The sequence below is a fragment of the Pseudoclavibacter helvolus genome (assembly GCF_014191305.1).
Taxonomy (GTDB): domain Bacteria; phylum Actinomycetota; class Actinomycetes; order Actinomycetales; family Microbacteriaceae; genus Pseudoclavibacter; species Pseudoclavibacter helvolus.
In genome coordinates, this window is record NZ_JACHWJ010000003.1 from 464,438 (window position 1) to 478,555 (window position 14,118).

At 68.3% G+C, this 14,118-nt stretch carries 14 protein-coding genes; 7 read left to right on the forward strand and 7 right to left on the reverse strand.

Annotation, left to right across the window (positions count from 1 at the left end):
• Positions 1–3: 3 nt before the first annotated feature.
• Positions 4–537, reverse strand: a complete 534-nt coding sequence (locus FHX72_RS11945; protein WP_183625308.1) for a CGNR zinc finger domain-containing protein — start codon at positions 535–537, stop codon at positions 4–6.
• A gap of 414 nt (positions 538–951) precedes the next feature.
• Between FHX72_RS11945 and FHX72_RS11950 the strand changes: the two genes are divergently transcribed.
• Entirely contained in the window at positions 952–1,419 is a 468-nt protein-coding gene (locus FHX72_RS11950) for a hypothetical protein (protein WP_156479803.1), read from the forward strand.
• Positions 1,420–1,673: 254 nt separating this feature from the next.
• On the opposite strand, the gene FHX72_RS11955 is transcribed toward FHX72_RS11950, so the two are convergent.
• Positions 1,674–2,138, reverse strand: a complete 465-nt coding sequence (locus tag FHX72_RS11955; RefSeq protein WP_068482391.1) for a DIP1984 family protein — start codon at positions 2,136–2,138, stop codon at positions 1,674–1,676.
• Between the two features lie 45 nt (positions 2,139–2,183).
• On the reverse strand, positions 2,184–2,351 hold the full coding sequence (locus FHX72_RS11960; protein WP_183625310.1) for a hypothetical protein: 168 nt from the start codon (positions 2,349–2,351) through the stop codon (positions 2,184–2,186).
• 457 nt (positions 2,352–2,808) lie between these two features.
• On the opposite strand from FHX72_RS11960, the gene FHX72_RS11965 reads away from it, so the two are divergent.
• From FHX72_RS11965 to FHX72_RS11975, 3 genes are all read left to right on the forward strand, one after another.
• Positions 2,809–3,882: an aminotransferase class V-fold PLP-dependent enzyme gene (locus FHX72_RS11965; RefSeq protein WP_183625312.1), complete on the forward strand. Its 1,074-nt coding sequence runs from the start codon at positions 2,809–2,811 to the stop codon at positions 3,880–3,882.
• Positions 3,883–3,914: 32 nt separating this feature from the next.
• On the forward strand, positions 3,915–5,585 hold the full coding sequence (locus FHX72_RS11970) for a threonine/serine exporter family protein (protein ID WP_183625314.1): 1,671 nt from the start codon (positions 3,915–3,917) through the stop codon (positions 5,583–5,585).
• 98 nt (positions 5,586–5,683) lie between these two features.
• Positions 5,684–6,724 carry an NAD(P)-dependent alcohol dehydrogenase gene (locus tag FHX72_RS11975; RefSeq protein WP_068482403.1) on the forward strand — a complete coding sequence of 347 codons (1,041 nt, stop codon included), beginning with the start codon at positions 5,684–5,686 and terminating at the stop codon, positions 6,722–6,724.
• 158 nt (positions 6,725–6,882) lie between these two features.
• Here FHX72_RS11975 and FHX72_RS11980 read toward each other — a convergent pair whose 3' ends face one another.
• Positions 6,883–8,064: a Gfo/Idh/MocA family protein gene (locus FHX72_RS11980; protein ID WP_183625316.1), complete on the reverse strand. Its 1,182-nt coding sequence runs from the start codon at positions 8,062–8,064 to the stop codon at positions 6,883–6,885.
• Between the two features lie 161 nt (positions 8,065–8,225).
• On the opposite strand from FHX72_RS11980, the gene FHX72_RS11985 reads away from it, so the two are divergent.
• The gene (locus FHX72_RS11985) at positions 8,226–10,829 is read left to right on the forward strand and encodes an excinuclease ABC subunit UvrA (RefSeq protein ID WP_183625318.1); all 2,604 of its coding nucleotides are present in this window, start codon (positions 8,226–8,228) and stop codon (positions 10,827–10,829) included.
• 111 nt (positions 10,830–10,940) lie between these two features.
• Here the strand turns inward: FHX72_RS11985 and hxlA are convergent, their stop codons facing one another.
• Both hxlA and hxlB read right to left on the reverse strand, forming a co-directional pair.
• Positions 10,941–11,564: a 3-hexulose-6-phosphate synthase gene (gene hxlA, locus FHX72_RS11990; RefSeq protein WP_068495187.1), complete on the reverse strand. Its 624-nt coding sequence runs from the start codon at positions 11,562–11,564 to the stop codon at positions 10,941–10,943.
• Positions 11,565–11,631: 67 nt separating this feature from the next.
• On the reverse strand, positions 11,632–12,195 hold the full coding sequence (hxlB, locus tag FHX72_RS11995; RefSeq protein ID WP_183625320.1) for a 6-phospho-3-hexuloisomerase: 564 nt from the start codon (positions 12,193–12,195) through the stop codon (positions 11,632–11,634).
• Positions 12,196–12,304: 109 nt separating this feature from the next.
• On the opposite strand from hxlB, the gene FHX72_RS12000 reads away from it, so the two are divergent.
• Positions 12,305–13,123, forward strand: coding sequence for a helix-turn-helix transcriptional regulator (locus tag FHX72_RS12000; RefSeq protein ID WP_068482419.1), 819 nt, complete (start codon positions 12,305–12,307; stop codon positions 13,121–13,123).
• Positions 13,120–13,254 carry a hypothetical protein gene (locus FHX72_RS19440; protein ID WP_268874005.1) on the forward strand — a complete coding sequence of 45 codons (135 nt, stop codon included), beginning with the start codon at positions 13,120–13,122 and terminating at the stop codon, positions 13,252–13,254. The genes FHX72_RS12000 and FHX72_RS19440 overlap by 4 nt, the downstream gene beginning before the upstream one ends.
• A 252-nt stretch (positions 13,255–13,506) precedes the next feature.
• Here FHX72_RS19440 and FHX72_RS12005 read toward each other — a convergent pair whose 3' ends face one another.
• Positions 13,507–14,088 (reverse strand): NADPH-dependent F420 reductase, encoded by a 582-nt coding sequence (locus FHX72_RS12005; RefSeq protein ID WP_068482422.1) that lies wholly within the window; start codon positions 14,086–14,088, stop codon positions 13,507–13,509.
• Between the last annotated feature and the right edge of the window lie 30 nt (positions 14,089–14,118).

A 14,118-nucleotide genomic window follows, 5' to 3' on the forward strand; every position in this document is an offset into this window, starting at 1 on the left:
GTCTCAAACACTCCGGGCGCGATGTCGGCGCACCGCTGCTCGGTTCGCGCAGCGCACGGAGCAGTAGCGCTGGCGACCGTTCCTGGTGACGTCGACGACGACGTTCCTGCAGTCGTCGCCGTCATCGAGTCCGGCCGCGCATCGGCTCAGTCGGTGCATGCCCCGCGTCGTGAGGTGCAGGGCTGTGCCGACCGTGATCACGGCGAGCAGGATGTCTGGCAGGGACATGTCCCAGTCGCGGTAGTGGAGGTGCCAGCCCTCGTTGTCGTGGTTGGTGAGGCGAGGGTAGGCGGTCGCTGTGGCCATGAGTGAGTTGAGGACGTCCGCGCGATCCCGCTCGGAGGGGGCATCCACGACCCGGAGCCAGCTGTCGATGACCTCTCGGGTGCGAGCGTGGTCGTGTGCCTCCGGTGGGAATGGCATCGTCATGCCGTGCTCGCGAGTGCGTGCGAGGAGGGTGGGGCGGTCTTGAGGCCAGTCATTGGCCAGGGATGCGGCAAGGACGACCGCGTACTCACCGTAAGGGTTGAGATGCATATGGCTATTACAGCAGGCTTGGTTGCATGAAGAAACTCACCCCCGCAGACGACTTCGCAACCCGCCCGATTTCGCTCCCGGTTCAGCTTCCGGGTGGGCGCCCCGAAGGTATGCGCGCCACTGTCGAGGAGGTTCGTGGGGTCGTGTCGAGCGCCTGTGCTGAGCACGGCTGGATTACGGCGTCGCGTCACTCGACCTCGCTCGGCACTGTTGTCTACAGTTCCTGCGTGAGCTGCGGCACGCACCGGGCGGAGTTGCTCGAGTCGAACGAAGTGATGCCCAGGCCGATTTCGAACGAGGTGAGGGCGAAGCGCGCACGCATGGACTCCTTTTCGCCGCATCCATCTGCCGGATAACGAAGTTCACCACTTCGGATGACGCGATTGGGGCGGTCCAGCGCGTACGCTCGACGATGTGCATCCCCGTCGAGTTGTGAGCTTCGCCGCCCTCAGCGTGCTCGCCGCGACATCGCTGTCGGCCTGCGCGCCACCTGAGCCAGAGCGGCTCCTCGACCATCTCGCCGTCAACGAGCTGTCGGCCACGATGGACATCGACGAGCTCCTGCCCGACGACGCCTCGGCGTTCGTGCTTGGTTGCCCGTACAGCGACGTGGATGCGCTCGCCGCGAGTTCCGGCATCGAACGTGACCGCTTCCGCATCGGCGACCGTGATCTGCCCGGCCTCAACACCGAAGGGCCGGTTGCCCTGCTGCCGATCGTGGATGGCAAGGTCCGTCCGGGCGTCCAGTACGACACGCAGGATGTCTCGATGTGCGGTACTCACAACACCGCCGTCATCGATCGCGGTTCGACACTCACGTTCGCTCAGGACGGCTACGGGCAGTGGTTCGCCGTCTCCGTGCAGCCCACAGTTCAGACGTAACAAGCCGGATTCTGTTCGCGCGGCGCAGTGAGGTCCCCGATCCCGCCCTCGGCGTCCGGCCAGCACGTGGTGATGAGGTGTCCTGCGTGCGCTGTTCCCGGTGATGGGTGCTGGGCTGAGGTGTGACGGCCGAAGCCATGACGCTGCCCGCCGCGTCTGCAGGTGGACTGGAAACCGCCAGCCCTCGGTGTGTGCTCGCTCCGTGCGCCTACCGACTCGCTGCGCTACTCGATTCGCTACCTGTTACTCGAGGCCTAGGCCTCGAGAAGTTCGACCTCCCAGTTCGTGCGCTGGATGATCACGTCGAGTTCACGGAGCGCCTGCGCTACTCCGTCGGCTTTGGCGCGCACGTCGCGCACCGGCAGGGCAGACATTTGACGCAGCTCGCTGCGCATCTGCCGCTGACCCCATGACCCGGCTGCCGCATCCGCTGCTCGGACCAGGATGCTGTGCTGACTGCGTAGGGTCTCGCGCGCCGCGAGGAGGGCAGTGATCGTGCGCCCGTCTTCCGTGGCGGCGGTCGCGTTGGTGATGTTGATGGAGGTCACGAGGCGCTCGAGTTGCAGGAGTCGTGTCGCGCATTCGTCGAGGAGCTCGCCCGCGTCTTCCGTGGGCTGCTCACCCTCCTGATACGAGGCGTTCGCGACGATGCGAGCCTGCAACGACTCGACGCGCTTCTGCAGGTCGGCGCGCTCCAGGAGCGCTTCGGCGAGTTTCATGCGTCTACGATCTCACGGTGAGATTGCGGCCAAGCTCTGGGAAGCTCACTCTGCCATCAGGTAGAGCCCGGGTGATGGAACGCGCTCGACCAGCTCCACCGAAATCGGTCGGCCCGTGACTTCGCGGGGGAGCTCCAGCTCGTCGACGACCGTGTAGCCAATGGCCAAGCAATTGCCGCCGCCGCCCGGCGCTGTTCCAATGGTGATGCGCATCGCCGCGTCGCCGACGACCTCCAAGGTGAGCGGGGCAGTCCCGCACTGGAGGTCGGGGGAGCTGATCCGGATGATACGGAACGTTGTGCCGCCTTCGTCGAGGAAAACGGCGCTGTGCGGGATCCCGAGCTGCTCGCGCTAACCCTCCGCCCACAGGCTTCGAGCTTCCTCCATCTCCGCCTCAGTCGCTAAGCGCGGCGCGACGGGCTCCAGCTCGTATGTCGCCGTTACAGGGAGGCCGTCGAGAGGGGTCGGAAGCGGCAGATCCGTGGCCGCGCCGGAGGCGCATCCAGTGAGCAACGCAAGGCACGCGAGCGTTACGCTGGCCGCTCTCGCGAGCGTCGTTTCCCGTACTTTCCGCGAAGGAATGGCCATGGCATCAATGTCTTGGTCGTGCGCCGAGGAGGGAAGCACTGTCAACAGCCGTTGCCGGACCTCAGGTCGCTACCCTGACCTCATGTCCTGGATTCACGCAGCCGCCTTCTCGGCGGAGCCCCTCTACTTGAACACCGCGTCGATGGGCCTCCCGCTGAGGGCGACTTCGGATGCGCTCACCCGCGAGCTCGCCGGGTGGAGCGCGGGGCGACGGCAGGCGAACGACTACGACGGAACCGTCAGCAGGTCGCGCGAACTGTACGCGGAGCTGGTGCACGTACCGGCCTCGTGGGTCGCGATCGGCAACCAGGTCTCGCCGCTCGTCGGGCTGATTGCCGCATCCGTGCCCGACGGCGCCGAGGTGCTGTTCGCCGCGAACGACTTCACTAGCGTCAGCTTCCCGTTCGCGGCACACGCCGACCGCGGCTTGCGCCTGCGCGAGGTGCCCGTGCATCGCATCGCCGATGAGATCGGCCCCGACACGGCCTGGGTTGTGGTGTCGGCGGTGCAGTCCGCGACCGGCGCCGTCGCCGACCTCGACGCCATCGAAGCGGGCGCGAAGAAGCACGGAGCGCGCACCCTCATCGATCTCACCCAGGCGGCGGGATGGCTGGACATCGACGCGAGCCGCTTCGACGCGACCGTGTGCGCCGCCTACAAGTGGCTCCTGAGCCCGCGCGGAACCGCGTTCCTGACGCTCAATCCTGAGCTGCACGAGAGCATCCGCCCCCTCGCCGCGAACTGGTACGCGGGGGAGGATCCGTGGACAAGCATCTACGGGCTGCCGCTCAGGCTTGCAGCGGATGCGCGTCGCTTCGACGTCTCGCCCGCCTGGCACGCGTGGGTTGGCACTGAGGCGTCGCTCCAGTTTCTGCTCGGCGTCGGAGCCCCGGAGCTGGAGGCGCACGCCCTCGAGGTGAGCGCCGCGTTCGCTTCCGCCGCCGGCCTCCCGGATGCACGTTCCGCGATCCTCGCGCTCACCCCCGTCGAGGGCGCCGCGGAGGAGATCAGGGACACGCTCGCGCGCCTCGACGTCATGGCCGCGAACCGCGCGGGTAACTTGCGGCTGTCCTTCCACGTGCACAACACCGCCGAGGAGGTCGCGCCGCTCGGCGAGGCCCTGCGAGGACTCGTGCACATCGCCTCGGGGCGCTGACGCGGCCCCACCGACGCAATTAGACTCCGGCCGTGCGCGGTAAGAACTTCTTCGACAACCTGGCCAGGAAGGTCGGCGGCAAAACCCCGTCGACAACCGTGGGGCGCCGCGCGCAGCGTGCCCTCATGGCCGAGCGCAGCATCCGCGAAGTGCTCGAGCTGGCCGTGCGGCTCGGCGAGACGATGCTTGCCCTCGGCGCATCCGCGACCGATGTCACCGACGCGATCCGCCGCACCACGAAGGCCTTCGGCGTCGACTGCCAGATCGACCTCACGTTCACGTCGATCCTCGTCGTGCACGACGGCGCCAACGACGGTGCGGGCATCAGCCTGCTGCGCGTCGTCAACAGTCGGCTGCCCGACTACGACCGCCTGACTCGCGTCATGGAGCTGTCGCGCGAGATCGCCGCCGACCCGAACGACATCGACGTCGCCGAGACGATGGACGACCCGGCCAAGCTCGAGGAAGCGCTCAACCAGCTCGAGTCGTTCCACCAGCGCCTCGACGAGATCCTCGTCGCACCGCAGCGCTTCCGCCGTTCGATAGTCACGCTCTGGCTCGCCCTCATGGCGGGCGGGGTCGGCTTCCTGCTCGGCGGCGGCCCGCTCGTCTGCCTCCTGTCCGCCGCGACGACGGTCGTTGTCGACCTCGTGCTGCGGGCCCTCGGCCGCTGGGGGCTGCCCGCGTTCTTCCTCCAGATCGCCGGCGCCGCCATCGCGACGGGCGTCGCGGTCGGGCTCCTCGCGGCCCTTCCCGTGCTGCCCGACGAGTTCGCGGCCCTCCCGCCGGCGCTTGTCGTCGCATCCGGTCTTGTTGTGCTGCTCGCCGGAATGTCGTTCGTGGGCGCGGCCGACGACGCCATCAACGGCTTCCCGATCACCGCCATGGGCAGGCTCCTCGAGGTGGTGTTGCTCACCCTTGGCCTCATCGTGGGCATCGCGATTGTGCTCGACGTGGCCCGTGGGCTCGGCGTCGACTTGCGTCTCGTTGAGCGGTCCGTGCAGCCGTGGCCGTCGGCCGTGCAGGTCTTCGGAGCCGCCATCGCGGCCGCCGCGTGGGCGCTCGCCTCCTACGCGACGATGCGCACCGCATTTGTCGTCATGATCTTCGGCGGCATCGCCTACCTCGTCTACGACGTGCTGGTCACCGCCGGAACCGAGCCGCTCGTCGCGACCGCCGTGCCGGCCCTGATCGTCGGCCTCCTCGCCGAGTCGCTCTCTCGCAAGCTGCACATCCCGGCCACCATCACCGCCGTCTGCGGCACCGTGCCCCTCCTGCCCGGCCTCGCCATCTACCAGGGGATGCTCGACATCACCTCGAGCGAATCCTCCGACGACGGCGTGCTGCGGCTCGTGCAGGCTGGCTCCATCGGCATCGGAATCGCGGGCGGCGTGACACTCGGCCGCTTCCTCGCCCGCCAGTTCAGGCGGCGTCGGCGCCGCCGCAACACGACGCCGGAGCCGATGGTCATGTCGAAGCGCCAGTTCCGCGGCACCGCGACCGCCGGCCCGGAAACGCGCGCGCTCTTTGTTATCCCAGACGAGGTCGCAGTCGGGCTCGAGACCGGGATGCTTCGCATCGTCTCGGTGGACGAGGTTGTGGATGCGGCAGGCGGCTCGGCAGGAACGGACGTCAAGCCGGCACCGCCGACCAACCCCAACGTCGCCCTCAAACGCGGCGACCTGAACGCCCCCGGGGAATGAATGTCGGAGGGGAGGCATAGAGTCTCCTCGGTCCCGCCTCGCTCTGTAAACCAGAGCGGGCGGTCAGTGACCTCCACGAACATCCCGAAGGAGCATGAATGACGACCGCAAAGGCGTACGCCGCCCCCTCAGCCACCGAGCCGCTCGAGCCCACCACCATCGAGCGCCGCGCCGTCGGCCCCAACGATGTGCTCATCGACATTGCCTACTCGGGCATCTGCCACTCCGACATCCACACGGTGCGTGGCGAGTGGGGCCGGGTTCCGTACCCGCTCGCTCCCGGGCACGAGATCGTCGGGACGGTCGCCGAGGTTGGCGGCGACGTCACGAAGCACAAGGTCGGCGACCGCGTCGGCGTCGGCTGCATGGTCAACTCGTGCCGCGAGTGCGACAACTGCAAGGCAGGCTCCGAGCAGTACTGCACCAACGGCAACGTCATGACGTACGGCGGCAAGGATCGCGACGGCAGCATCACGCAGGGCGGCTACGCGACGAACGTCGTCGTCGACGCCGACTTCGTGCTCAGCGTGCCGGAGAGCATCCCGTACGAGAAGGCGGCCCCGCTGCTCTGCGCCGGTGTCACCACCTACTCGCCGCTCGCCCACTGGCAGGCGGGCCCAGGCAAGAAGGTCGCCGTCGTCGGTATGGGCGGCCTCGGCCACATGGCCGTCAAGATCGCCGTCGCCATGGGTGCAGAGGTCACCGTGCTCTCGCAGACCCTCAGCAAGCAGGAAGACGGGCTCCGCTTCGGCGCGAAGCACTACTACGCGACGAGCGACGAGGCCACGTTCTCCGAACTCCGGAACACGTTCGACCTCATCATCAACACGGTCAGCGCGAACCTCGAGATCGACCAGTACCTCAACCTGCTGACGCTCGACGGCACCATGGTCTACGTCGGCGCACCCGCCGAGCCCATCCCCGTACGCGCCTTCACGCTGTTCAACAATCGCCGCTCGTTCGCGGGGTCGACCATCGGCAGCATCCGCGAGACGCAGGAGATGCTCGACTTCTGCGCCGCGCACAACATCGCGCCCGAGGTCGAGCTCATCGAAGCCGCCCAGATCAACGACGCCTACGAGCGTGTCCTCAAGTCGGACGTGCGCTACCGCTTCGTGATCGACGCCGCGACGTTCTAACGGGAGAGACGGCCCCGAGCGAGAGGCCCGGTTCAGCCGAGCGACCTCTCCGAATCACGGTTTCGGGATGGGTTCCACGCACGCGGATGGGTTGCAACCCATCCCGAAGCGTGGAACCCATCCCGAAACTCGCGGGCGGGCGGCAGGCGGATGCGCGGTTACGCGCGGGCGGGGACGTCGTGCCAGCGGCCGTCCTCGATCGACGCCTCGGCGGCCTCCACGATCTGTGCGGCGACGAGCCCGTCGGCGACCGATGGCGCGACCTGCACGCCGGTGACGACGCTCTCCAGGAAGCGGGCGGCCTCGATGGTCTTGAGGTCGTCGAAGCCCATGCCGGTGCCGCCGCCTGGCTGGAAGCGGTGGAACTCGCCGTGGCCGGGGGACATGTAGACGGTCGTATAGCCGTACGGGCTCGACGAGTCGAGGCAGACCTCGAGCTCGTTGAGTCGCTGAAAGTCCCAGCGCATGGAGCCCTTTGTGCCGTACACCTCGAGGGCATACTCGGCGCGGGGGCCGCGCATGATGCGGCTCGAGTCCATGATCCCGATGGCGCCGTTGTCGAAGCGCATGAGGAGGGCCGCGTAGTCCTCGTTCTCGACAGGCTTCAGCTCGCCCGTTCCCGGGGCCGAGCGGTCGACGATACCGGTGCCGGGGGCGGGGCGCTCGGTGATGTAGGTCTCCGCCGTGGCCGAGACGCTGCCGATACGGCCCACGACGTGCTGCGCGAGGTCGAGGCCGTGCGAGAGCAGGTCGCCGAGGACGCCAGAGCCGGCTCGCTCGCGCTCGAAGCGCCAGGTGAGCGGGGCGAGCGCGTCCGACGAGTAGTCCGCGAGCAGCGCGCCGCGCACGTTCGTGACGCGTCCGATCGCGCCCTCTTCGATGAGCTGCTTCATGTAGGCGATCGCCGGTGCGTTGCGGTAGTTGAAGCCGACGGCCGTGATGCTGCCGGCAGCATCCACTGCGGATGCGATGCGCCGCGAGTCCGACGCGTAGCGTCCCATGGGCTTCTCGATCCAGAACGGCTTGCCGGCCTCGGCGGCCGCGATCGCCATCTCCGCGTGCAGGAAGTTGGGCGAGCAGATCGAGACGACGTCGACCTCGGGGTCGCTGAGTACTTCGTGGTAGTCGGCGACGGTGCGCTCGAAGCCGAGGCGCTCCTCTGCCTGGGCGCGCGCCTCGGGCATCGGGTCGGCGGCGACGACGAGCCGGGTCTTGATGCCGAGCTCGGGGAAGTGGTCGGGCACGGCGCGGTAGGCGCGCGAGTGGAGGCGGCCCATCCAGCCGACGCTGATGAGGCCGACGCCGATCGTGCGCGTGCTTGGGGTGGTCTGGTCGGTCATGGGAACTCCTTTGTCCAGGATGGGCTCTATCCAGGCTGTAGCTGTCATATGTTCGGACAACGAGACATTTCTACGCGGTTTCGGGCCGTCGTAGCTTTGCGTAACCTTGCGTTACCTGAAGCGCTCAGCTTGGCCGTCGCCGAGGGTGTCATGCTGTCCTGATGGGTTTTGCCGAGGGACACACCGCCGTAGGAGACGCGTCAGCTGCAGCGCCGGACAGGGTGATCGTCCGTGGCGCTCGCGAGCACAACCTTCGTGACGTCGACGTCGACATCCCCAGGGATGCGCTGGTCGCGTTCACGGGAGTCTCCGGCTCCGGCAAGAGCTCCCTGGCCTTCGGAACGCTGTACGCCGAGGCGCAGCGCCGCTACTTCGAGTCGGTCGCGCCGTACGCGCGCCGCCTCATGAACCAGGTCTCCCCACCCGACGTCGATGCCGTCGAGGGGCTGCCTCCCGCGGTCGCGCTCCCGCAGCAGCGGGGCGGCGGAAGCGCACGCTCGACGGTCGGCAGCACCTCGACGATCGCAAACGTCGTGCGGATGCTCTTCTCGAGGGTGGGCGACTACCCGGAGGGTGCCCCCATGCTGTTCGCGGAGGACTTCTCGGCCAATACCGTGCAGGGGGCCTGCCCGAACTGCCACGGGCTCGGCCGCGTGTATGAGGTGCCGGAGGCCCTCATGGTGCCGGATGCATCGCTCACGATCCGCGACGGGGCCATCGCCGCGTGGCCGACGGCCTGGCACGGCAAGCAGCTGCGTGACAGCCTGGTCTCGCTCGGCTACGACATCGACATCCCTTGGCGCGAGGTCCCGGCGAAGCAGCGGTCTTGGCTGCTGCACACGACCGAGAAGCCGCAGGTGCCTGTGTTCACGGGGCTGTCGCCCGCGAGGGTGCGCGCGGCCGTGGCTGCGGGTGACGAGCCGTCCTACATGAGCACGTTCGTCGGTGTGAAGCGCTACGTGCTCGACACCTTCGCCAACTCGAAGAGCGAGCGGATGCGCGAGAAGGCGGCGACGTTCATGGAGAGCGTCCAGTGCCCCGCGTGTCGTGGCACGAGGCTGAAGCCGGATGCGCTCGCGGTGACGTTCGAGGGCCGTGACATCACGCAGATCGCCGCGATGCCGCTGCGCGAACTTGCGGCGCTCATGGAAGGGGTGCTGCAGCCAGGCTGGGCCCCGGCGCGGGGCACGCGAGGTGACGAGCCCCTGGCGCCCGAGCAGCTCCTCGCCGCCCGACGGTTGGCCGGCGAGCTCTGCGCCCGGCTCGCGCCGCTCTCCGATCTCGGGCTCGGGTACCTCTCGCTCGACCGCCAGACGGGCACGCTCTCCGGCGGCGAGCTCCAGCGGCTGCGGCTCGCGAACCAGCTGCTGGCAGGCCTCTTCGGCGTCGTGTTCGTGCTCGACGAGCCGTCGGCCGGCCTGCATCCCGCCGACACCGAGGCACTCCTCGGAATCCTCCGGGGGCTCCGCGACCGGGGCAACACCGTCTTCTATGTCGAGCACTCGCTCGACGTCATCCGCGAGGCCGACTGGATCGTCGACATCGGCCCGGGCGCCGGCGCGTCTGGCGGCAGCATCGTCTACTCGGGCGCACTCGACGGGCTTCGGGATGCGCCCGACTCGGTGACGCGTCGGTACCTGTTCGACTGCCCCGACTCCCCGCGGCCGAAGCCGCGCGAGCCGCGACCGCGCACGCAGCACGTGCGGCTCGACGGTGTGGTGCGCAACAACATCCGGGGCCTCTCGGTCGAGTTCCCGCTCGGCTGCCTGACCGCCGTGACTGGGGTGTCGGGTTCCGGCAAGACGACGCTCGTGAACCAGGCCCTCCCCGACCTGCTCCGCGCGAGCCTGGCGAGCGAGGTCGGCGAGGCGAGCGCCGCGGACGAGTCGGAGCGCGGCGATCCGATGCTGGCCGTCGAGGCCGAGGCTACGCGGGGCCGGGCGACCGGGCCCGCCGACCGGCTCAAGCGCATCGTGCAGGTCAGTCAGGCACCTATCGGGCGCACGTCGCGCTCGAACGTCGCCACCTACACGGGGCTGTTCGACCGCATCCGCTCGCTGTTCGCGGCGACGGAGGAGGCGAAGCGGCGACGCTACAGCGCCAGTCGGTTCTCGTTCAACCTGCCGAGCGGCAGATGCCCGACGTGCAAGGGCGAGGGCACCATGGAGGTGGAACTCCTCTTCCTCCCGACGGTGCAGGCGCCGTGCTCGACGTGCGGTGGGAAGCGGTACAACGCGGAGACCCTGGAGATCGAGTTCGACGGCTCCTCGATCGCTGACGTGCTGGCGCTGAGCGTCACCGCTGCGCGCGAGAAGTTCGCGGCGCACGCCGACGTCGTCCAGCACCTGGACGCGCTCATCGACGTGGGCCTCGGCTACGTCTCGCTCGGCCAGCCCGCGCCTGAGCTCTCCGGCGGCGAGGCGCAGCGGGTGAAGCTCGCGTCCGAGCTGCGGCGCGCCCAGCAGGGCGACACGCTCTACCTGCTCGACGAACCCACATCCGGCCTGCACCCTGCCGACTCCGACCGCCTGCTCGGGCACCTGCACGACCTCGTCGACCTCGGCAACACCGTCATCCTGGTCGAGCATGACATGCGCGTCGTCGCTGGCGCCGACTGGGTCGTCGACATGGGTCCTGGCGCGGGGGATGAGGGCGGGGCGATCGTCGCGCAGGGAACCCCGCGGGAGGTCGCGGGGGTTGCCGGAAGCGCGACGTCGACCTACCTGCAGGCCGCCGTCGACCGCCTCGCGGCTTCCGACGCCTGAGCGGTCCGGCGCTCACCCGGCGGGGCTCGGGGTCGCGAACGGGTTGACCATCGCGAAAGGCGGGCGCAGGGGTAACCCTGCGCCCGCCTTTCTTTCTTGCTTCGTCCGGTGCTACTTGATGGCGTCGCGGAGAGTCGCCGCGGCTGCTGCCACGTCGTCCGCACCGTAGATGGATGCGCCGGCGACGGCGATCTTTGCTCCGGCGTTCTGGACGGACGAGATAGTGGTGATCTTGATGCCACCGGCGACCGAGAACGGCACGCCAGACGCGCGGCCCGCGTCGAGGAGGGTCTCGAACGTGAAGCCGTCCTCCGCCTGCTCGTCGAGGCCCGCGTGCATCTCGACGAACTTGGCGCCGAGGGCGACGACTTCCTTGGCTCGGGCTGCCTTGTCCTGCACGCCGATGAGGTCGACGACGACACCCTTGCCGTGTGCTTCTGCTGCCTTCACGGCGCCCGCGATGGTGCTGTCGCCCGCGACGCCGAGCACGGTGATGAGGTCGGCGCCAGCGGAGAAGGCGATGTCGGCTTCGAGCTCGCCGGCATCCATCGTCTTGAGGTCGGCGAAGACGATCTTGTCCGGGTGGGCTTCCTTGATCGCGGTGATCGCGGAGAGGCCGGCGCTCTTGATGAGCGGCGTGCCGAGCTCGAGGATGTCGACGCTCGGAGCGGCGGCGGCCGCGAGCTCGAGGGCGGCTTCGGTGGTGAGGGTGTCCATTGCGAACTGCAGCTTCATGGGTGATCTCCTTCGTGTTCCGTGGTGTGGGTCTTGGGTGCCCAATTCGTGGGCGGGGTGGTGCCTCTTATTCGAGGTTCGCGTGCCGCGGCCAGAGCTCGTCTGCGGTCGCGCCGGATCCGAGCCAAAGGCTGTGGAAGAGCGCGTCGCCGATGAGCACCACCGTCTGCTCGAAGAGGCTTCCCGCGTACTGGGCGCTCGCGGTGCCTGAGCGGTCGAGCTTGGTAGCGGCGGGGACGACGATGATCGTGTCGGCGAGTTCCCCGAGCGGGGAGGTCAGGTCCGTGGTGACGGCAGCGACTCGGGCGCCCGCGCTCTTGGCGGTGCGCGCGGCCGCGACGATGCCCGTGGTTGTGCCGGAGCCGCTTGCGGTGAGCAGCACGTCGCCTTCCCGGATCGCCGGGGTCGTGACTTCGCCGACGACATGCACGTCGAGCCCGAGGTGCATGAGCCTCATCGCCGTCATGCGCAGGCCGAGGCCTGATCGCCCGGCGCCGTGCACAAAGACGCGCCCGGCATCGACGAGGAGTGCGGCGGTGCCGGCGAGCTCGGTCTCGCTGATGGAGGCTGCTGACCTCTGCAGCTCTCCAGTGATGATGTCGAGGGATTCGGTGACGCGTGTTGCTGCCATGGCCTCAGTCTTCGCCTCGCGGCACCAGGGGGCAGCCACCCGCCGGAGGAGTTCTACCTACCTGAAAGGGTGGGTGGGGGAGTACGGGTAAGTTGGCGGCGTGGATGGAATGAGTGACTCTCCGTCATCGGCTTCTCGGCAGAGTGCCGCTGACCTCGCGCAGACGGTCGCAGAACTCGCAGACCGGCATGCGGTGACACTCGAATCGGTCCTCGCGATCCTGCGGTCGCCGCGCGTCGGCGACCAAGCCGCGAGATCCATGGCGATCGACGTCGCCGCGTCGGCGCTTGTTGGGCTCAGGACGGAGACCGATCAGCAGCGAGGGAAGATCCTGGAGCCGGTAGTGGGTGCGTTCGCGCGGCTCAGGACAGACCTGCGTCCCCTCGTCCGGTTCGGCGACCTCGATGTGCAGTTCGTGGAGCCTCCCGCGACGGGTCGGGCGCTCCCGGGGGAGGTTGCCCACGCCGCGCGGGCGATCGTGCGCACGGCTGTGCTCGCCTATGTGGATGCGGGTGAGGCTCGTCGGGTTCGTATCCAGTGGGATTGCGACGGCTTGAACCTGCTGATCGGCATCCGGGACGACGGCGCGGGCGAGCTCACGGTGCATGATGACGCGCTGAGGCCCATCGCTGAGAGGGTGACGGCGCTCGACGGCGTGCTTGGTGTCGCATCCACTCCGGGTTGGGGGTCGGACGTGAGCGTGACGCTGCCGCTCGATCCGCCTTCCGGGGTGGCGCACCTGGATGGTGGCGTCGAGTTGAGTGCTCGAGAGCGAGACGTCCTGCGACTTGTTGTGGAGGGGCGCCGGAACCAGGAGATTGCGGCCGAGCTGGCCATCAGTGTGAATACGGTGAAGTTCCATGTCTCGAACCTTCTGAGGAAGGCGGGCGCCCGTAACCGGGCGGAACTCGTTGTGCTTTCGCATTGAGGCGCGGCTACGATCTCCTGCAGCGTGCCTGCCTGGGCGATGGAGCCGTGCACGCGCAGTACGCCGACCTCGTCGGCCACGCGGAGCGCCTCGTCAGCATCGTGAGCGACCAGGATGATGGTCTTTCCTGAGTCTGAAGAGCCGACGAAGGCGACCGTGCAATGCGACGGGATCACGTAGTTGAAGTTGTCTACGGCCACCGTCCCGTCTCAGTACTGCTTGCTGACGTGCGTGAACTCGATCATCGCGGCTCCCGTGTTGGGGAGGCGTGGCCGGACCGACACTTCAATTCATGGAACTATTTCTGCACGGATGTAAGTGGTGAGGCCCGGCGCAGGTGTCTGCGTCGGGCCTCATTATCGGGCTTGCTTTGCGGCTGTGGCCTAGCGAGCGACGTTGAAGCCGCTTGCCCAGCTGATCTGCTCGCCTGCTGCGAGGGTGAGCTGCAGGAAGCCGAGCGCCTCGAGCTCGTGGGCGCGCTGGAGCGAGCCTGCGTCGATCGCGCCGAGTCCGCCAGCCTCGATGGCGGCCTTCAGTGTCGCCTTGGCTGCGGTGTCGTCGCCCGCGATGAGCACGGTGGTTGCGGCGGTTTCGCCGACCTGGCCGGATGTGAGCGTCACGGCGAAGTTGGTGTTGAAGGCCTTGATGACCGCGCTGTTGGGGAGGGCTGCCTGGATCTCGGCGGCTGCGGAGGAGCCGGCAGGGACGACGAGGCTGTCGAAGGTCTCGAAGTTCAGGGGGTTCGTGATGTCGACGACCGTCTTGCCTGCGAGGGCGGGGCTGTGGGTGGCGACGATCTCGGCGACGGCCGGGTACGGGACGGCGAAGACGACGATGTCACCTTCGATGGTTGCGGTTGATGCCTGCTCGTGGGAGATCTGGGTGACGTTCGCGCCGCCCTTGTCGAGAACGCTTGCGATTGCGGAGGCCATGTTGCCGGTTCCGAAGATGGTGACCTGAGTCATGTTGGGGGCTCCTTGCTCTTGGTCGTCAAT

Coding starts and splice junctions, on each gene's coding strand:
- hxlB (WP_183625320.1), bottom strand. CDS start 12,195: ATGGCAGCAACACGCGTCACCGAATCCCTCGACATCATCACTGGAGAG.
- hxlA (WP_068495187.1), bottom strand. CDS start 11,564: ATGAAGCTGCAGTTCGCAATGGACACCCTCACCACCGAAGCCGCCCTC.
- FHX72_RS11965 (WP_183625312.1), top strand. CDS start 2,809: ATGTCCTGGATTCACGCAGCCGCCTTCTCGGCGGAGCCCCTCTACTTG.
- FHX72_RS11975 (WP_068482403.1), top strand. CDS start 5,684: ATGACGACCGCAAAGGCGTACGCCGCCCCCTCAGCCACCGAGCCGCTC.
- FHX72_RS11955 (WP_068482391.1), bottom strand. CDS start 2,138: ATGAAACTCGCCGAAGCGCTCCTGGAGCGCGCCGACCTGCAGAAGCGC.
- FHX72_RS11980 (WP_183625316.1), bottom strand. CDS start 8,064: ATGACCGACCAGACCACCCCAAGCACGCGCACGATCGGCGTCGGCCTC.
- FHX72_RS12000 (WP_068482419.1), top strand. CDS start 12,305: ATGAGTGACTCTCCGTCATCGGCTTCTCGGCAGAGTGCCGCTGACCTC.
- FHX72_RS11985 (WP_183625318.1), top strand. CDS start 8,226: ATGGGTTTTGCCGAGGGACACACCGCCGTAGGAGACGCGTCAGCTGCA.
- FHX72_RS11945 (WP_183625308.1), bottom strand. CDS start 537: ATGCATCTCAACCCTTACGGTGAGTACGCGGTCGTCCTTGCCGCATCC.
- FHX72_RS11960 (WP_183625310.1), bottom strand. CDS start 2,351: ATGCGCATCACCATTGGAACAGCGCCGGGCGGCGGCGGCAATTGCTTG.
- FHX72_RS12005 (WP_068482422.1), bottom strand. CDS start 14,088: ATGACTCAGGTCACCATCTTCGGAACCGGCAACATGGCCTCCGCAATC.